The 16,123-nt window shown below is 55.4% G+C and carries 13 protein-coding genes; 8 read left to right on the top strand and 5 right to left on the bottom strand.

The annotated features are described in order from the left end of the window. Positions 1 to 103 precede the first annotated feature (103 nt). Both Poly41_RS28530 and Poly41_RS28525 read right to left on the bottom strand, forming a co-directional pair. Positions 104 to 727, bottom strand: coding sequence for a DedA family protein (locus Poly41_RS28530; protein WP_146530771.1), 624 nt, complete (start codon positions 725 to 727; stop codon positions 104 to 106). Further along, positions 724 to 1,374, bottom strand: coding sequence for a hypothetical protein (locus Poly41_RS28525; RefSeq protein ID WP_146530770.1), 651 nt, complete (start codon positions 1,372 to 1,374; stop codon positions 724 to 726). Before Poly41_RS28525 ends, Poly41_RS28530 begins: the two co-directional genes overlap by 4 nt. An 825-nt stretch (positions 1,375 to 2,199) precedes the next feature. On the opposite strand from Poly41_RS28525, the gene Poly41_RS28520 reads away from it, so the two are divergent. From Poly41_RS28520 to Poly41_RS28510, 3 genes are all read left to right on the top strand, one after another. Continuing rightward, on the top strand, positions 2,200 to 3,336 hold the full coding sequence (locus tag Poly41_RS28520; protein ID WP_146530769.1) for a sugar phosphate isomerase/epimerase family protein: 1,137 nt from the start codon (positions 2,200 to 2,202) through the stop codon (positions 3,334 to 3,336). Positions 3,337 to 3,400: 64 nt separating this feature from the next. Next, the gene (locus Poly41_RS28515; RefSeq protein ID WP_197231751.1) at positions 3,401 to 4,831 is read left to right on the top strand and encodes a sulfatase; all 1,431 of its coding nucleotides are present in this window, start codon (positions 3,401 to 3,403) and stop codon (positions 4,829 to 4,831) included. Positions 4,832 to 5,182: 351 nt separating this feature from the next. Then, positions 5,183 to 6,379 (top strand): hypothetical protein, encoded by a 1,197-nt coding sequence (locus Poly41_RS28510; protein WP_197231749.1) that lies wholly within the window; start codon positions 5,183 to 5,185, stop codon positions 6,377 to 6,379. 104 nt (positions 6,380 to 6,483) lie between these two features. On the opposite strand, the gene Poly41_RS28505 is transcribed toward Poly41_RS28510, so the two are convergent. Continuing rightward, positions 6,484 to 7,347, bottom strand: coding sequence for a universal stress protein (locus Poly41_RS28505; protein ID WP_146530766.1), 864 nt, complete (start codon positions 7,345 to 7,347; stop codon positions 6,484 to 6,486). A gap of 506 nt (positions 7,348 to 7,853) precedes the next feature. On the opposite strand from Poly41_RS28505, the gene Poly41_RS28500 reads away from it, so the two are divergent. Together Poly41_RS28500 and Poly41_RS28495 are read left to right on the top strand one after the other, a co-directional pair. Next, entirely contained in the window at positions 7,854 to 10,208 is a 2,355-nt protein-coding gene (locus Poly41_RS28500; protein WP_146530765.1) for a peroxidase family protein, read from the top strand. A 48-nt stretch (positions 10,209 to 10,256) separates the two neighbouring features. Further along, on the top strand, positions 10,257 to 10,475 hold the full coding sequence (locus Poly41_RS28495) for a hypothetical protein (protein WP_146530764.1): 219 nt from the start codon (positions 10,257 to 10,259) through the stop codon (positions 10,473 to 10,475). Positions 10,476 to 10,615: 140 nt separating this feature from the next. On the opposite strand, the gene Poly41_RS28490 is transcribed toward Poly41_RS28495, so the two are convergent. Beyond that, positions 10,616 to 10,885, bottom strand: coding sequence for a hypothetical protein (locus Poly41_RS28490; protein ID WP_197231748.1), 270 nt, complete (start codon positions 10,883 to 10,885; stop codon positions 10,616 to 10,618). A 79-nt stretch (positions 10,886 to 10,964) separates the two neighbouring features. Next, positions 10,965 to 11,654, bottom strand: coding sequence for a C45 family peptidase (locus Poly41_RS28485; RefSeq protein WP_231616019.1), 690 nt, complete (start codon positions 11,652 to 11,654; stop codon positions 10,965 to 10,967). A gap of 291 nt (positions 11,655 to 11,945) precedes the next feature. Between Poly41_RS28485 and Poly41_RS28480 the strand changes: the two genes are divergently transcribed. From Poly41_RS28480 to Poly41_RS28470, 3 genes are all read left to right on the top strand, one after another. Continuing rightward, positions 11,946 to 13,256, top strand: a complete 1,311-nt coding sequence (locus Poly41_RS28480) for a hypothetical protein (protein WP_146530761.1) — start codon at positions 11,946 to 11,948, stop codon at positions 13,254 to 13,256. Between the two features lie 331 nt (positions 13,257 to 13,587). Continuing rightward, positions 13,588 to 15,024, top strand: coding sequence for a sugar MFS transporter (locus tag Poly41_RS28475; protein ID WP_146530760.1), 1,437 nt, complete (start codon positions 13,588 to 13,590; stop codon positions 15,022 to 15,024). After that, positions 15,021 to 16,121: an ROK family protein gene (locus Poly41_RS28470; protein WP_146530759.1), complete on the top strand. Its 1,101-nt coding sequence runs from the start codon at positions 15,021 to 15,023 to the stop codon at positions 16,119 to 16,121. Before Poly41_RS28475 ends, Poly41_RS28470 begins: the two co-directional genes overlap by 4 nt. Positions 16,122 to 16,123: the final 2 nt, after the last annotated feature.

Here is a 16,123-nt window from a genome sequence, read left to right as displayed (position 1 = left end):
GATAGCGTTTCCGTTCCGTGTGAACCGCTTCGTTGGACCGCGCTATTTTGACTCTCAACGTTCCACGTACGCGACTCTCCTCGAAACCTTTGGTATTCACACATCATTTTGCTCTGCCGAGTTTGGCTCGCGTCGGCACTCGTCGCCCGACCAATAGATACACGCCGGCCACTAACAAGACGATGCCAACGAGAAGGCCGCTGAAGTCACTGGCTAAATTACCGATCACCTCCCATTGACTTCCAAAGGCATAGCCCAGTCCGCCAAAAACGAAAATCCACGTCAATTCGCCCGCCACATCGAAGGCAAGAAAACGGGCAAAGGGATAGCCACCGCATCCCGCTGTCAAGTTCGTCGGCACGGCAAACGCGGTGAGCATCCATCGCGTCAAATAGATCGCGACCCCACCCCGCTTGAGCAGTGCAGCGTGCGCACGCTGCCACTTGGGACGCTCACGAAAACGGGACTCAATAGCGACGCGGGCAGAACGCCCCATGCCATAGGAAACCACATCACCCAGCACAGCACAGGCAAGGACGCATACGGGAGTCCACGCCCTATCCAAAACGCCCTGACGCACGAATGCGCCAGCCGCAATAACGAAGAGCGTGCTAGGAAGTGGAATCCCCACGGCAGCCCCAAAGATAGCCAGCCCCAACACGAGTAGGCCGTATGCTGCAATCCACGTCAGGAACTGTTCAATGAGCGGGGCAAGCGACAGGCTCATTGCACCTCCTGTGCGTGCTGCGCGATGACGGCCTCGATATCCTCACAGAGGCCGCGAGGTCCGCGAGGATAGTGCAGTTCGTTAGCCAACTCCGAAAGAGGCTTGCGGATGCTAACTTCTGAGTCGCTGCCGGGAGAGCGTGGGGGTGCTTCCCCACGTGCAAAGGCGTCCAACCCAAGTTCACCAACAATCGTCGTTGTCGGTATCCCTGAGCTGTTGGTGATATACTCTAACGTCATCCAGCCACGTACGTCGCTAAGACCGGTCACGACAGGATTCTTTTGATAGGCCAGGATGATCTGTCTGAGCCGGTCGATGACAGCAGGGTAGGGACCGTTCTCGGAACGCCCCAGTCGGAGATCCTCGTTCAGGTGTTGAACGTCAAGGTCGCGACGGCGTTGTGTTGAGTCGACCTCCAATTCGGCGTAGATATACTCTTCGGGTACGGCGTAGGCCGCGGCAACAAAATGGACCGTCATCCAAGGGCGAATGTCGTTGACATCCATGTCGCCCGTATCAAAGCCCTGATCGTGGACGTATTGAAGTTGTCGATACGATTCCAGCGTACGACTACCAAAGTAGAAAACCAAGCCAAGCCCTACCAACACGAGAGCCCACTTCAGTAGTTTTTGCCTTGCGATGACCATGCTTTCTGTTCTCAGCCGCCATTCGTCGACGCCGCCAATGTGTCACACAGCGTCCAGGAAATTCGAATCCAATACCCTCGCTAAATTGCACAAGTCGCCCTGACTCGTTCACCCTTTGACGCATGCGAACAACATTCGGGCGTCTCGTCAATACAGTATCTCCATCACGGTGGTTTGTTTCAACGGCAACGGAGGAGCGGAATCGCAGCATGGGAGGCACAGCTCGCAAGCGATTGAATCTCACAGAATCGTCTCCGACTGGCAACCCGATCAAATTCTCGGGCTCTTTAAGGTTGGTTTCCCGTCAAGGTTTGATTTCCGGTCGACGGGTGACAGCGGGGCGATGCGCTGCAGCTCGGAAGGGTGGCCGTGGCCTGCAAAGGGAATTGAGAAAGCAGGTTTCGCTAGAATTCTCCAAATCGCTGTTCGTTTTGCGTAACCGCGGCTTGACCAGGGCTATCTACCCATGCTTTGCCAACTTTTAAACTTAGGGGAGTGGAACTCGTCAAGAGTATCGGTCTGCCCCGTGAATCGTCGAAAGTCTTGACGACTTCCGCTACAATCCCAACTTTAAAGTTGAATCTGCACAATGCACGAGTACCTTATCGCGGCACGAAAGAGCGGCAGTGCGAAACAGCGAGAGCTCGGACGTGCGTTTAGCGGCCTTTCACGCGGCGCAAAACGACCAACAAACCTCCCAAACAGAAACGGTTGCAATCGATGATGACAAACCAACGCCCATTCCGCTCGGCCTGATTGTGTTTTTCTCGCGCTTCCTCAGTCCATTGAACGCCGCTGACCAGCAACCCCACGAAAAGAAACACGATGACGATCAAACTCAATAGCAACGCCCTTCCACGTCGCGAATTCCTTGTGGCAACCGCCACCGCAATGGCCGCAACCGCAGCTTTGACGAAATCCCTCCCCGCTGCTGACTCGAGCGATTCGACTCGCGTACCTCTTGGACTCGATGGGCATTCACTGCGTGGCATGAAATGGAAGGCGGCACAGCAGATTGAATTCGCCGCACAGCAACGTCTCGACGCTGTACTGCTGAATAGCCTCGACTATTTCGAGAGTCTGGATGAATCGCATTTGCTCAAGCTGAAGGAATTGGCAAACCAACATGAGATGCGAATCTATGTCGGCGCAGGTGGTATCTGTCAGAACGCGGCAAAGTTTAATGACAAATGGGGCAACGCTCAGGAGATGCTGGCCACGGGGATTCGTGTCGCCTCCTCCGTCGGATCGCCTGTCGTCAATGTGCGAATCGGGAGCATCGCTGATCGATTTCTCGACGGCGGCATTCAGCCGCGAATCGATGAAGCCGTTCGGGTCCTGAAGGCTTCTAGCAAACGGGCGCAGGATGCCGGTGTGAAATTTGGCTTTGAAAATCACGCAGCCGATCTTCGCAGCGAAGAATTACTCGAGCTCATTGAAGCCGTTGGCACCGACGTCTGCGGCGTGATGCTTGACCCCGGCAATGGACTGTGGGCGATGGAAGATCCGATGGCTCATCTGCAAGCTCTCGCGCCTCATGTCGTTTGCAACAGTTTGCGGGATTACATGATTTGGGAATCCCCGGAAGGAGCGACCTTCCAATGGACGGCTGTCGGTGACGGATTGATGGATGTGCCGGCCTATGTAAAGACTTTGGCGAAGTCGAATCCGGGCATGCCGATCTTTGTCGAATCGATTTCCAATTCGGCGCGGCCGATCCCTTTCCTGACCGAGGAGCATTGGGAGGGGTATCCGAACCTGAAAGCCAAAAGCATCGTTGACTTTCTGGCACTTTGTCGTCGTGGACATGAGATCGGAGTGGACGAGCCAGCCGAGGGAGTCGACGCGAAGAAGTTTGATCAGCAACATCAACGCGGTGAGTTTCTTAAGAGTATCGAATATCTGCGCGCGAATTGCCGAGCAGGACTGAGATCCAATGCCGAGAAGGTCGTCGAGCCGTAGCCATCGATTGATCCAAGAATTGAACTTATATTGTTCTGCGCAGACGATTGGAGAGAACGAAGAGATGAAGTTTCAAAGAATTTGCAACCTGTTCATTGCCATCACCGTGAGCGTTTCTGTATACGTCACCGCGCAGGCAGAGCAAGGGACCCCATCGCCGATGAATATTCTGTTCATTACGATCGATGACCTTCGACCTGAGCTGAGTTCTTACAAGACGGACGGCATCCGCACGCCCCACATTGATCGATTGGCCGCTAAAGCGTTGCAATTCAACGCGGCCTATTGTCAGTACCCCGTTTGCAATCCGAGCCGCTCCTCGTTTCTAACGGGCTTACGTCCAGACGAACATGGGATCTTTTCCAATAAGTTGGCCCTGCGCACTCAGTGGCCGGACCTGATTACGCTTCCGCAGCTATTTCGGAACCATGGCTATTTCACCGCCGGGCTGGGGAAGTTGCTGCACATGGGAACGGACAACGAGGGCGAGCCAACGCTCTTTCGCGACGACGCGTCGTTCGACTACTTCTTCAAAGCGAAGGGGCAAGAACCGAAAATCGGACTCCAAGGCGAAGGCCGGAAACTGGGTGACGGAACCGTCAACTGGGCTCAATGGCGCGCCGCGGAGGGCGGCGACGCCGCGCAGGCGGATGGGATGCTTGCCGCCGAAGCGGTTCGCTTGATGGAAGAGAAACGCGACAAGCCGTTCTTCATTGGAGTCGGGTTCCATAAGCCGCATGACCCGTTTGTTGCTCCGAAGGAATACTTCGACCTGTATCCTGTCGATCAGGTGGAGTTGGCGATTGCGCCGGACGACCGGACTCCGCTTTTGGAGCATGCGATTGGTAAAGCATACAACTTTCAGACCTTTACGGACCAGGATCGTCGCGAGTTCAAGCGGGCTTACCATGCCTGCACCAGCTTCGTCGATGCTCAGGTCGGAAAACTGCTCGATGCGATGGATCGTTTGGATTTGTGGGAGACCACGATTGTCGTGCTCTTGGGCGACCACGGCTATCACCTTGGCGAACATGCATGGTGGAACAAGGTGACGGTGTTCGATATCGGAGCGAGGGTGCCTCTCGTGATCTGGGTGCCCAAATCAAAAGCGATGAGCAGCGAAACGGAAGCTGTCGTCGAACTTCTGGACATTTATCCGTCCCTCGTTGACCTTTGTAAGCTTCAGTCACCCCATCAACTTCAGGGGCAAAGTCTGAGGCCCCTTGTTGAGGGCACGACCGTGAACTGGGACAAACCGGCTTACACGCAGGTCGTGCGAAGCCCTGTAGGCATGGGTTATAGCGTTCGCTATGGCGATTGGCGTTTGACTCAATGGGGTCAGAATGGCTCCGGCGGCCTCGAGTTGTACAAGGTCACCGATGACAGGGTAGGTTACTACAACCACGCCAACGATCCAGAGTATGCCGCGAAGGTTGACGAACTTTTTGCAGTGCTGAAAAGGGGATACCCGTACCTTTCCCGTCGTGCTCGTTAAGTGATGCTCCGCTCCCCTCGTATTGTCGCCTGCCCGACGCTTCCTGCTACTGACCCGACCTTCGTGCGGGAATGGAGTATTGGCGGTGGTGGAACCTACGAGCGCTTCGTCAACGCTTAGTCTTTGGGTGGTGGATCTTGTGAAAGGCCCTACGACACGGGGATCTGTAACAAGGTCGACTACCGGCAACGCTCGTTCTTCATTGTGACGCAGCTCTTGGTTTTCCATGGATTACAGGGCGAAGTGCAGTTAGAGTGGCTTGCACGCGAAAATCGATCCGTGAATCGATGATGGTTGACATCGCTAACCGTTCGCGTGTGTGCAATGGTCCCCCTCGAATCTGAGCACCCTATGGAAGCAATCGTTAACCAATCGTCCTCGGGCTTGCGGCCCAAATCCGAGCGCGCAATCTGGGGGGTGTGCTTGATCGCTTGGTTTGTTGCCCTTTGTGTTGTTCCCGATCCACGTCCTCTTGGCGCTCCCGATTGGTCGGTCGCAGCAATGCGCTCGCTATTCGGCTTGTCGGAACCTGCCGCGCGAGCGGTAGCCACTATCGCGCTTCGTAGCCTCGGACTTGGGGTGCTTGGGATTCTAACTTCGCTGCTGTTATCTTCCGTTCCGATGCGGTGGGCGGTGCCAACGGTTCTGATTGCTGCTCCACTCTTGGCCGTGGCAAGTCAGTGGGTCAACTACGGCTACTTCCCAATTCAAACGCAATGGCTATTGGGCGTCATCAGCGCGGTGTTCGGAGCTTTAGCAGGGATTAGTTTTCGCCGCAGCCAAATCGCCCTGATCGCGATGGCAGTTCTTGGCATCGGTCTGTTAGTGTGGGGCACCTCGACAGGCATTTCCGATGAATTAGATGGTGCAGCACGCGTGACAGCCCAACACCTGCTTGCCCACGCAGACGAGATCCCGGCCGGGGACGCAGGTTTCAACGCACTCGTTGACTCAGCGTTCACCTTTGCCGCGGATAATTCACACGGGACCGACGCGGTGCTACCGAACGAGGCAGCGATCTTGGCGTTGGGGGTCATTTTGGGTGAGGAAAAAGTTGCTGAGGTAGCGGGTCGCGCGATCGACCTAGGACGGATGAATGAGTTCAAGGCACTTCGTAATCGCATCCAACTGCGAGGCCGAAACGACCTTGCGAGACATTTTTGGGTCAGCGCTGCCCTCAGAGTCCTTTCCGACGAGAGTCGTTCGATGGCGGTTGGTATCGGCAAAGAGATGATGGACGCGACCCCGGGAGGCTCGGGGTTTTCGTTCGTCGACCTCACAGCTGATCGAGCAGGCACCTTATTCGCGGAACGTGCAACGATCAACGCGGCGTCGGCGGAAGAGGTGCAGATGCAAGTCAGACGCGGCATCAGCAGCGAGGACCTTTGCCCCGAGATCCAAGGTCTGCCCGAGGGAATCTCACGTGACGATTTCCAAACGGTATACGGCGGCCTCGGCGGACCGGAGACCGCTAAGATTGTCCAGGAAATCCAGCTGCGATTGTCAACTTGTAAGGCCCTACACCGTGGGCAAGGAAGTTTGCAATGAAGGTTCAATTTGACACGTCTCGGTGCACTCCACCGTCAATGAACGATCCTGTTAAGGATCGAAGATGGTTTCCACGGGTAAACGCACCGCCTGAGAGCGAATCGTTAGCCATTGGCCGGAACTGCGAGCACGGGGCAGGGAGCTTGGCGGAGCACTTGTTCGGTCGTTGTCCCGCGGACGACGTCGAGGATCCCGTGCGTTCCTTCGGTGACCATGATGATCAAGCTCGCTTGACAAGCGTCGGCCGCTGAGAGAATTTCGGCCGCTGCATTTCCTTTGCGAACGACACGATTGATCCGCCATGGACCCTCGGGGAGATTGACATCGGGAAACCGTGACTCCGATCCAACATGCAGTAGCGTCAGATCGGATTGGTCACCACCGAAGGTCTCAATCGCGCGCAGCCCACGTTCAAAAGCCGAATCACAATCAGGCGTGTGGTCGACGGGCACCAGAACGTGGTCCATGGTCACTTCACCGCTATCCGGCGCCACGCAACCACGGCACTGATCCGGCACAAAAAGGGTGGGGATCGAAATCGAAGCGGCCCTTTCGGCGACTTTTTCCGCAGTAGAAGGCTTTAGCCAAGCGGCCAGTCCATGCCGCCCCGCCGTCGCCATTACGATCAAATCAATGGGATGACGCTGGCAATAGCCTTCGATCGAACCGGCCACACTCGATTCCACACCGATCAGTTTCTCAATGCCGATCCCGAGTTCGGCAACGTCCGATTCAGATGCATCATGGGCGATCAAGTCCCACGATTTCAGGAGCTGGCGAATGGACGGAAATCCATCCCAATCGTCATCGTCCTTACTCACATGAAACAGATGAAGATCTGCTCGATTGCTCAACGCAAGTCGCAGCGCATGTGCGAGCGCGAGGTCCGATTGCTTAGTGAAATCGGTTGGATGAAGAATGTGCTTCGCAGGTTTACTTCGTTGGCTCGGAGGTGTTGATTGGGGCACTTGGTAATTCCTTGCTCGAGAGGACGTTTGGGCCAGCTTAAGACGTCGGTGCTGATGGAGACTTGGACTTTCCTCTTCGTATCTTCGCCAATTTTATGCGGGCTGTAAATCGAATTCGTGGTGATCATTTTTGGAATTCCAGTGGACAGCGGCGTCGTTTTGGTGTGATTCAGCAAAACTTGCGATCTGCCAGCTAAGCAGACGAACGACTTGAGTTCGCCTATTGCCATGGATTCAGTGACCAAAGCCATCTCACGCCGAAACTCAAGAAGAACTTAGGTAGGACTTTTGTCGGTTTGATGGCTGCATCGAATGAGGTGATGGAACGCCTTGGGAAGAAGCGTCCTTTTTAAACGGACTCATGCCTAAGGGTGCTTTCCAGGTCCGACCGTGACAATTCCGGTGCGTTACCGCCCTTTACAGGTGGGTCCCGAGCGTGGCAGTGCAAAACGGCTCGGTGCTACTCCTTTTCCCCACACTTTTTCTTTTCTCCCGCAGGTGAAACCATGGCACGTTTCTGGCATCGTTGGATTGGACGCCCCCAATTCGCTAAACGCAGTCGTCGCAAACGCAGCACGACGCGTCGACGGCTTAAGCCGGAGGCGCTGGAGGCAAGGCAGTTGCTGGCTGCAAACATTTTTCACAATGAGCTGATGCCCGAAGACGTGAACGAAGACGGTGAGATTTCCGCTCTTGACGCCTTGACGATCATTAATCGTATGAGCCGCCAGTCCCAACGCGATTCGGTTGAGGGTGGCGTCCCACAGCAACGCGGACCTGGCCAGATGACGGACGTGAACAACGACGGTCAGGATAGTGCACTTGATGCGTTGATGGTGATCAACCGAATGAGCCGTCAACGCGATGACCTCGAATCATCCACACAGCGCCCGGATCCGCGAGATCGCCTCGATCCGCCAGCTGATCGTCCAACCGACCTTCCGACGAGCGATCTAGCAGACGAAGTTCGCTCGATCGACGGGACCGGTAATAATCGGGAGAACCCCGAGTTCGGTGCCACAGATACGGAATTACTTCGGATTGCCGAAAACGATTATGCCGACGGTATCTCGGAGCCAGCCGGAGAAGATCGCCCGAGTGCTCGCGAAATCAGCAACGCGCTCTCAACCGCCACTGCTGCAGGAAACACAAGCGAGCGTCACTTGAGCTCCTTCGTCTTCGCGTGGGGGCAATTCCTTGATCATGATATTTCCTTGTCGCTGGAACCGGAAAACGCAGAGGACGCGGTGTCGTTTGACATCGAAGTTCCCGCAGGCGATCCGCTATTCGATCCCTTCGGCACAGGCGAACAGACGATTCAGCTGACGCGATCGCTGATCGCAGACGGCACCGGGACATCGACGGAAAACCCCGCCGAGCAAGCCAACTCGATCACAGCCTGGGTAGACGGCTCTCAGGTCTACGGCAGCGATCAGGAAACCTCGGATGCGCTGCGTGAGTTTATCGGGGGGCGTCTGCTCGTGACAGACGATGGATTGTTGCCGACCGATGAAAATGGCGACCTCTTGGCCGGCGACCTTCGCGCCGCCGAGAATGTCGTGTTGACGTCGATGCATGCAATCTTCGTGCGTGAACACAACCGCTTGGCTGATGAAATCGCTGCTGAAAACCCCGACCTATCCGACGAGCAAATTTTCCAAGAAGCTCGACGGCGCGTGATCGCGGAAATGCAGTCGATCACGTACAACGAGTACTTGCCGGCGTTATTGGGCGAAGATGCATTGTCGGATTACACCGGCTACGATTCAAGCGTGAACCCTTCGATCGCCAATGAGTTCTCTACGGCCGCATTTCGATTCGGGCACTCGACGCTGAACGATGAATACCGTTTAGTTGGAAATGATGGCGAAGACGTCGACGAGCCGATTTCGCTGGCCAATGCGTTCTTCGTGCCGGAGTTGCTGGAAGAAACCGGGATCGACTCGTTCTTGAAGTACGCGTCGTCGACACAGTCGCAAGAGATCGATCTGGGAGTCGTTAATAGTCTTCGTAACTTCCTCTTCGGACCTCCCGGCGCAGGCGGGTTTGACCTGGTTTCGCTGAACATCCAACGCGGGCGTGACCACGGTTTGGCTGACTACAACGCGACACGCGAAGCCTATGGGCTGGACAGAGTCGAATCGTTCGCCGACATCACCCGTAACGAGGAGATCGCCGAGAAGCTTGAATCGCTCTACGGCGACGTCAACAACATCGACCTGTGGGTCGGGCTGCTGGCCGAAGATCACACCGAGGCCGGCTCGCTTGGCGAAACCGCCACCACAATCATCGCTGAACAATTCGAGCGATTACGTGACGGTGATCGGTTCTACTACGAAAATACGATGGGTGATCGAGAGATTCGTCAGATCGAGAATACAACGTTGGCGGAGATCATCGAGCGAAACACCAACCTCGATTCGCTTCAAGCGAACGTGTTCTTCTTCGCTCCCCAAATCACGGGAACGGTCGTCGCCGAGTCGGCAACAGCCCAACCATCGCAGGCAACCGAACCGGTTTCAAGCGGTGATCCGGACAGTCCCCGCAAGGGTTTGCAAGGTGATCCCCCGCGTCCAGGCCAGCCACAAAGCGGTCAAGAATCGCAATCCGCAGAGGAAGGAGTCGTCGCCGCCGAGGGAATTCTCGTCGAGTTGGTCGACAGCGATGGCAACATCATCGACTCGGTTCTGACCGACGTGAATGGCAATTATGCTTTCGATTCGGTCACGCAATCTGGCAGCTATCAAGTTCGAGTTGCAGAGTCGGACGAATGGGACGTGGCAGGCGCCGGCACATGGGATCTCTCGATTTCAAACGGTGACGAAGACATGCACCGGATCAACTTTCGAGTGTTGGTTTAACGGAGCTTTGTCATCTTCCTTAACGCTCTCTTCACGAGTTCATTTTCCATGAATCGATTAACCTCAAAACGGTGCGATGCCGTCTTTGGCAAGTCGGCCGCTCTCGATGCAGTTCTTGATCTCGTCGACTATGGTGCGGCCAATTCGTGTGAAAACACGAAGTGGGCCTCTGGCGACTCGCTGGCAAAAAGCTCCGAGTCGCCTTCGAAGCGAGTGACACCTGGTCATGAAAACGAAAAACGACGACTGCCTTGGTTAGGACGATGACAAATCCACGAGCGATCCGTTCTCTCATCGATAGAGACGCAGCACCCTATCGAGGCAACGGAAGAAAAGTGCTTGCCCACGTAACCGGTGTAGCGATGCCCCACGCCCCAAAAGAGCAGCTAGATCGAGTACAGGCAAACCTACTGGACAATCGACAGGTCAGGTTGGCCGTCTTGATCGGCATCCAACTTCCTTAGATCGACGAACACATAAGGTCGCTGATAGGCTTCCTGTTGGTCTTTCGCGTAAGACACCCATATTTTTAACGCGGTGGCATCGTAGACGACGTTGACAACATTCCCACCCTTGATCGGAATTTCGTTGCACAGCCCCATCATGCTTTTTGCGTCCAATGCCCCGTAGTGGTTTTCGAGAAACGGAAACGCACCACGTCCTTCATCGTTGTACACAACATTTGGCAAAACGTTTGGCGCGAATTCATCTTCTGGGTCATTGTCTTTCCAGATGAGGACACGACGATCGGCTGGTTCACGGGCGTGAGCCCGGATTTTTACTGCGAGGTGTTCGTGCCTGCCATCGCCAAAAACGTAGTGATAACGTTTCGTTGGTTCCTGCGTCGAAAAAATACGAAGCGCGTCGCTCAGCGACTGCGAATCGTAGAGCAGGGTACGAAAGAATGTCGTGAAGTGGTATCGCGTGCATCGCTTGCAGTTGTGCCAATGGCACCTGAGAACCATCGGCCAGTCCCGCCATCTCTTGTTCCACACGGTCATCGGTGTAGGCGGCGGTACGAGACCAGACGTCACCTAAATCTTCCTGAGTCACGTTGAGCTCTGCCTTGAGACCCTCGATCGCGGGTGGAATGAACAACCGCATCTGGTCAGCGATTAGTTTCCCCAATTGGCGTCCCATCTCATAGGGTGTACCCCGCACAACAATTAGCGGCACCTGTGCATCGCCATTTCCGACGAGGATTCGATGTCCATGTTCACGCTGGATCGTTGGACGAAGAAAGAGTTCAGGTTGCCGCTCGTCTGGAGTTTTTGCAAGTGCCTGCATGTCGGTGGACTTGCGTTGCGAAGGGCTGATTTCGTCCGCCAATGCTGAATCGGAAATGGAGACGGCTACGACCAGACACGCGAGGCCGACGAACGGTAAATGCAACCTGGATTGGACTGAGGCGATCTTGAATCTAGCTTCTTGTTCTGATGATATCATCTTGATGGTCACGTCGTTTAGTTAGACCTGCGGCGTCGGGACGCACAGGCCAGGCTGGGTCCGTGTAACCTTGAGCCTAACGGCGCCTCCATCTGGATTCAACCGTTTGCGACGACAAGCTGGCAGCGGCATTCGGTTCCTGGTACGTTGAGCACCACGCTGAAGGTTCCGGTAAGTTCATGTCCTTATCTTGATGGCATCTTTCGGTACCAGCATGGCCATGACGATCGCGTAGGTAGCTTTCATCAGTGGCTTTCCACCTCGGCACCACGAAGAAGAAAGAAATCATCGATGAGATGCAGTAACAAAACCGCCATTCCACGCTACGCACGCTCGTTCACACGATTGTGGCGGTTCGGTTTCCTGATTGCCCTAACGGGTTTGGTGAATGCCGGCGTCGCAGAAGAAAGTGGCACGGAGGAGCCGAATCCGGTCTCCGTGTCCGGCAGCAAGAGTGTGCAAGATTTTGGTGTCCTGCCGACCCATGCCTCGGAGCTGAATCGGGAAAACCTTCAACGGGCGATCGACTGGGCTTCGCCGCGCGGGGCTGCTCTTTATTTCGACCCCAGTGACCAGCCGTACCGAGTTGCGAGTGGAATTGTTCTGCGCCGCAATGTATCTTTGATTGGCGTGCATGGGCCGGTGGGACGTGGTACGCGACATCCCGATCGCGCTCAACCGGTCGGCAGCGTCCTTGCGATCGAGGACCAAGAGCATCCGTTTATCACCGTTGAAGGTGCGACACAGATACGCGGCCTGCAATTCTGGTATCCCCATCAGACGCTTGCGGATCCGGAGAAAATCGTCGAGTATCCGCCGACCATCCGAGCGTCCGATACAAGCCCTGCCCAAGGGGTAACGCTATCGTGTTTGACCTTCTTTGGCGAATTCACAGCAATGGACTTTCGCACTCGGCCCGGCAACTGTTGCGAGCAAGTACTCGTTGAGCACTGCTACGGGTATCCTCTAAGCGGCCAGTTTGTCCTGATCGACCACTGTTATGACATACCACGGCTGCTGCACTGCCACATCAATCCGGCCAATCGACGTTTTATTGATGGCGGCTACAGCCGAGCGGTGGTGGATCGGGTGATTGCACGAAAAACCTTCGCCTACTGGTTGGATCACACCGACAATGCCCAGATTATTGATGTGTTTACGTTTGGGACCTACGGTGGCATCCGCTTGGGACCCGCCACTTACGGCCAGCTGACCAATTTCAATTTCGACTGCGTCACGGTGGGGATTCATAAGCTGGGTAACTCAGCGAAGAACCGCAATTGGCAGATCGCCCAAGGGTCCATCATTGCGAACACAGGGACGCAATTGGCCGATGTGCACCCAATCATCATCGAGGGTAAAGGGCACACGGCGCTCATGAACGTCGAAGCCTTCTCAGGCAGCAACGGCGCGCTGACGACCTTTGGCCATTCCCAAGATTTCCTCTGGGTCCGCGGTGACGAGAAGTTGACTGTCAGCTTATTCGGGTGCCGGATGAGGAACTACGTCGCGGCTGCTCCCATCACCGTCGACAACCCACTCGCTGTGGTGCAGGCCGTGGCATGTATCGATAACGAAGAAGAGCCGTTTCAGATGCCGTAGCCCTCTGTGCCGATCCCGTATTCCTCTGTACCCATCTCGATGCGACCGCCAAGGCATCGAGCCTATGGTCGGGGCATCTTGTCCCGCCTCCGTTGGTCGCCAGAACCGTATTGCAATCGTCCATTCTTCTCTTGAACCGCAGCCGTCGATCCGCTTAGGTGGCTTGCTTCGTCGGATCCGATTCTCTACTTTCACGTAGTGTGGCTCACGCCACGGACACCTCTTCACCAAAATCGGTGTAAAAAGCTCCATCGGCCGTAACCGATTTGACTCATACGCTATTTATTCACTAACTCCCTCCAAGGCGGCCCCCCACGGCGGACGATCAAACATGGAAAAGACGACAACGGAAACCGCGACGCCGGATTATCGGCGCCCCTTCATTACGATCACGCTGCTCTTTTTCCTGTGGGGCTTCATTACGGTGATGAATGATGTGTTGATCCCGTACCTCAAAGACAGCTTTGATTTGAGCTATTTTCAGGCGGGTTTGGTGCAGTTCGCCTTCTTTGGAGCCTTTTTCTTCGTCTCGTTAGCCTATTACTTCATCTCGCTTTACCGCGGTGATCCGATCAATCGGATCGGCTACAAGTTGAGCATTATCATCTCGTTGCTGATTTGCGGATTCGGCTGTGCGATGTTCTATCCCGCTGCAGAATTTCAGGCGTATCCGTTTTTCTTGGGCGCGTTGTTCTTGTTGGCGACCGGAGTGACCTTACTGCAGATCGCCGCCAATCCGTACGCGGCCATCCTGGGCAAGCCCGAGACGGCGTCGAGTCGACTGAACCTCGCTCAGGGTGTCAACTCATTGGGCACCACAATCGCGCCGATCGCCGGCGGCTTGCTGCTTTACAAAGTCTTTGCAACCGACGGAGAAGTTACGATCGACTCGATCAAGACTCCCTACTTGATCTATGGAGCCCTGTTCGTGTTGCTGGCCATCATCGTATGGCGAAGTCACTTGCCGAGCTTCGCGAAGGAGGAAGAATCGACCAGCAGCAGTCTGGGCGCCTTGAAGTTTCCTCACCTGCGATATGGCATGATCGCGATCTTCATGTACGTCGGCGGTGAAGTCGCAATCGGCAGCTATTTGATTAGCTTCATGAAGGACGAAAACATACTAGGGCTTCCCGAGGCCACTGCGAGTATCTACCTAGCGTATTACTGGGGTGGCGCCATGATCGGACGGCTGTGTGGAGCGATCTCGCTGAGTGAGATCGCCAGCTCAGCGCGGAAGTATGCATACATGGCAGTCACGGCTCTCGTCGTGTTGGGGGTGGTCTACGTCGTAACCGCAATCCGGATCGAAGAGGGTGTCTTCGCAATGAACTTCATGACCCCCACTCAGATCGCTCCCTACCTGATTCTGATCGCGCTCAACTTCGTCGCATTTGTCGCAGGGAGAGGCAACGCTGCTCGCGTGTTGTGGGTCTTTTCAATCGGTATGATCACGTTGCTTTGCATCGCCTCGTTTACGCAAGGCTCGCTGGCGTTTTGGGCCGCTCTTGGCACCGGATTGTTCAACTCGATCATGTGGTCGAATATCTTCACGCTTGCAATCAAGGACCTCAAACAACACACGTCGCAAGGTTCCTCGTTGTTGGTCATGATGATCGTCGGCGGAGCAATCGTTCCGCTTGTGATGGGGGCCGCAGCCGATCGCGTCGGCATTCAACTCGCCTTCGCGGTGCCAATCATCAACTACGTTTACATCGGGTTCTACGGCTTGATCGGGCATCGCGTTCATGAGCCGGAGGTAGCGGCGTGAGCGACAATCGAATTGTCCTGACACTTGATGCAGGCGGAACGAACTTCGTATTCTCGGCCGTCAATGCCAATGGCGAAGTGGTCCCGCCTGTTCGTTTGCCAGCCGAAACGCAGGAACTTTCCAAGAGTCTGGAAACGATCACGACGGGATTCCGCCAGGTGATCGAACAATCGCCTCTGCCGCCGGTGGCAATTAGCTTCGCATTTCCGGGACCCGCGGACTATCCAAGCGGCATCATCGACAATGTTGGGAACTTGCCAGCGTTTGCGGGTGGCGTCGCTCTCGGGCCTTACCTCGAACAGCAGTTTGGCTTACCGACCTTCATCAACAATGACGGCGATCTGTTTGCCTATGGCGAAGCCATCTCGGGTCTATTACCATACGTGAACAACCTGCTCGAGCAAGCGGGCAGTCCCAAGCGTTACCGAACGTTGTTTGCCATCACCCTGGGCACCGGACTGGGCGGTGGCCTCGTTCATAACGGTGAACTATTCATCGGAGACAACTCGAATGCGAGCGAGGTTTGGTTGCTCAGGAATAAGCTGCGTCCGGATTGTTTTGCCGAGGAAGGGGCATGTATTCGATCGGTCCGAGGCAGCTACGCTCGGATTACCAACACGGCGATCGACGACGCACCGACGCCTCAGATCATCGCTGCGATCGCGGCAGGCGAGTCGAGCGGCGATCCCGAGGCTGCGAAGCAAGCGTTTGCGGAACTTGGCGAAGTGGTCGGCGACGTTTTGGCCAACGCAATCACGCTACTCGACGGCTTGGTTGTCCTCGGAGGTGGTATTTCCGCAGCACATGGTCTCTTCATGCAACCGTTGATCGATGAGATGCAAGGCAGCATTGCGACGTATGATGGTCGGCCGATGAATCGTATCGTCCAAAAAGTATTCAACCTCGACGCGCCCGACCAATGCGACGCGTTTCTCGCCGGAGCAACCAAAACGATCACCGTCCCAGGGACCGATCGTGAAATCACTTACGACCCTCTGAAACGCATCGGCATCGGATTGACGCGACTTGGTACGAGCCGTGCCGTCTCGATCGGTGCTCACGCTTTTGCTCTCCACGCCATTGATCAACAACCCTAGCT

Source organism: Novipirellula artificiosorum, assembly GCF_007860135.1.
Lineage (GTDB): Bacteria > Planctomycetota > Planctomycetia > Pirellulales > Pirellulaceae > Novipirellula_A > Novipirellula_A artificiosorum.
This window is presented reverse-complemented; position numbering and strand designations above follow the sequence as displayed.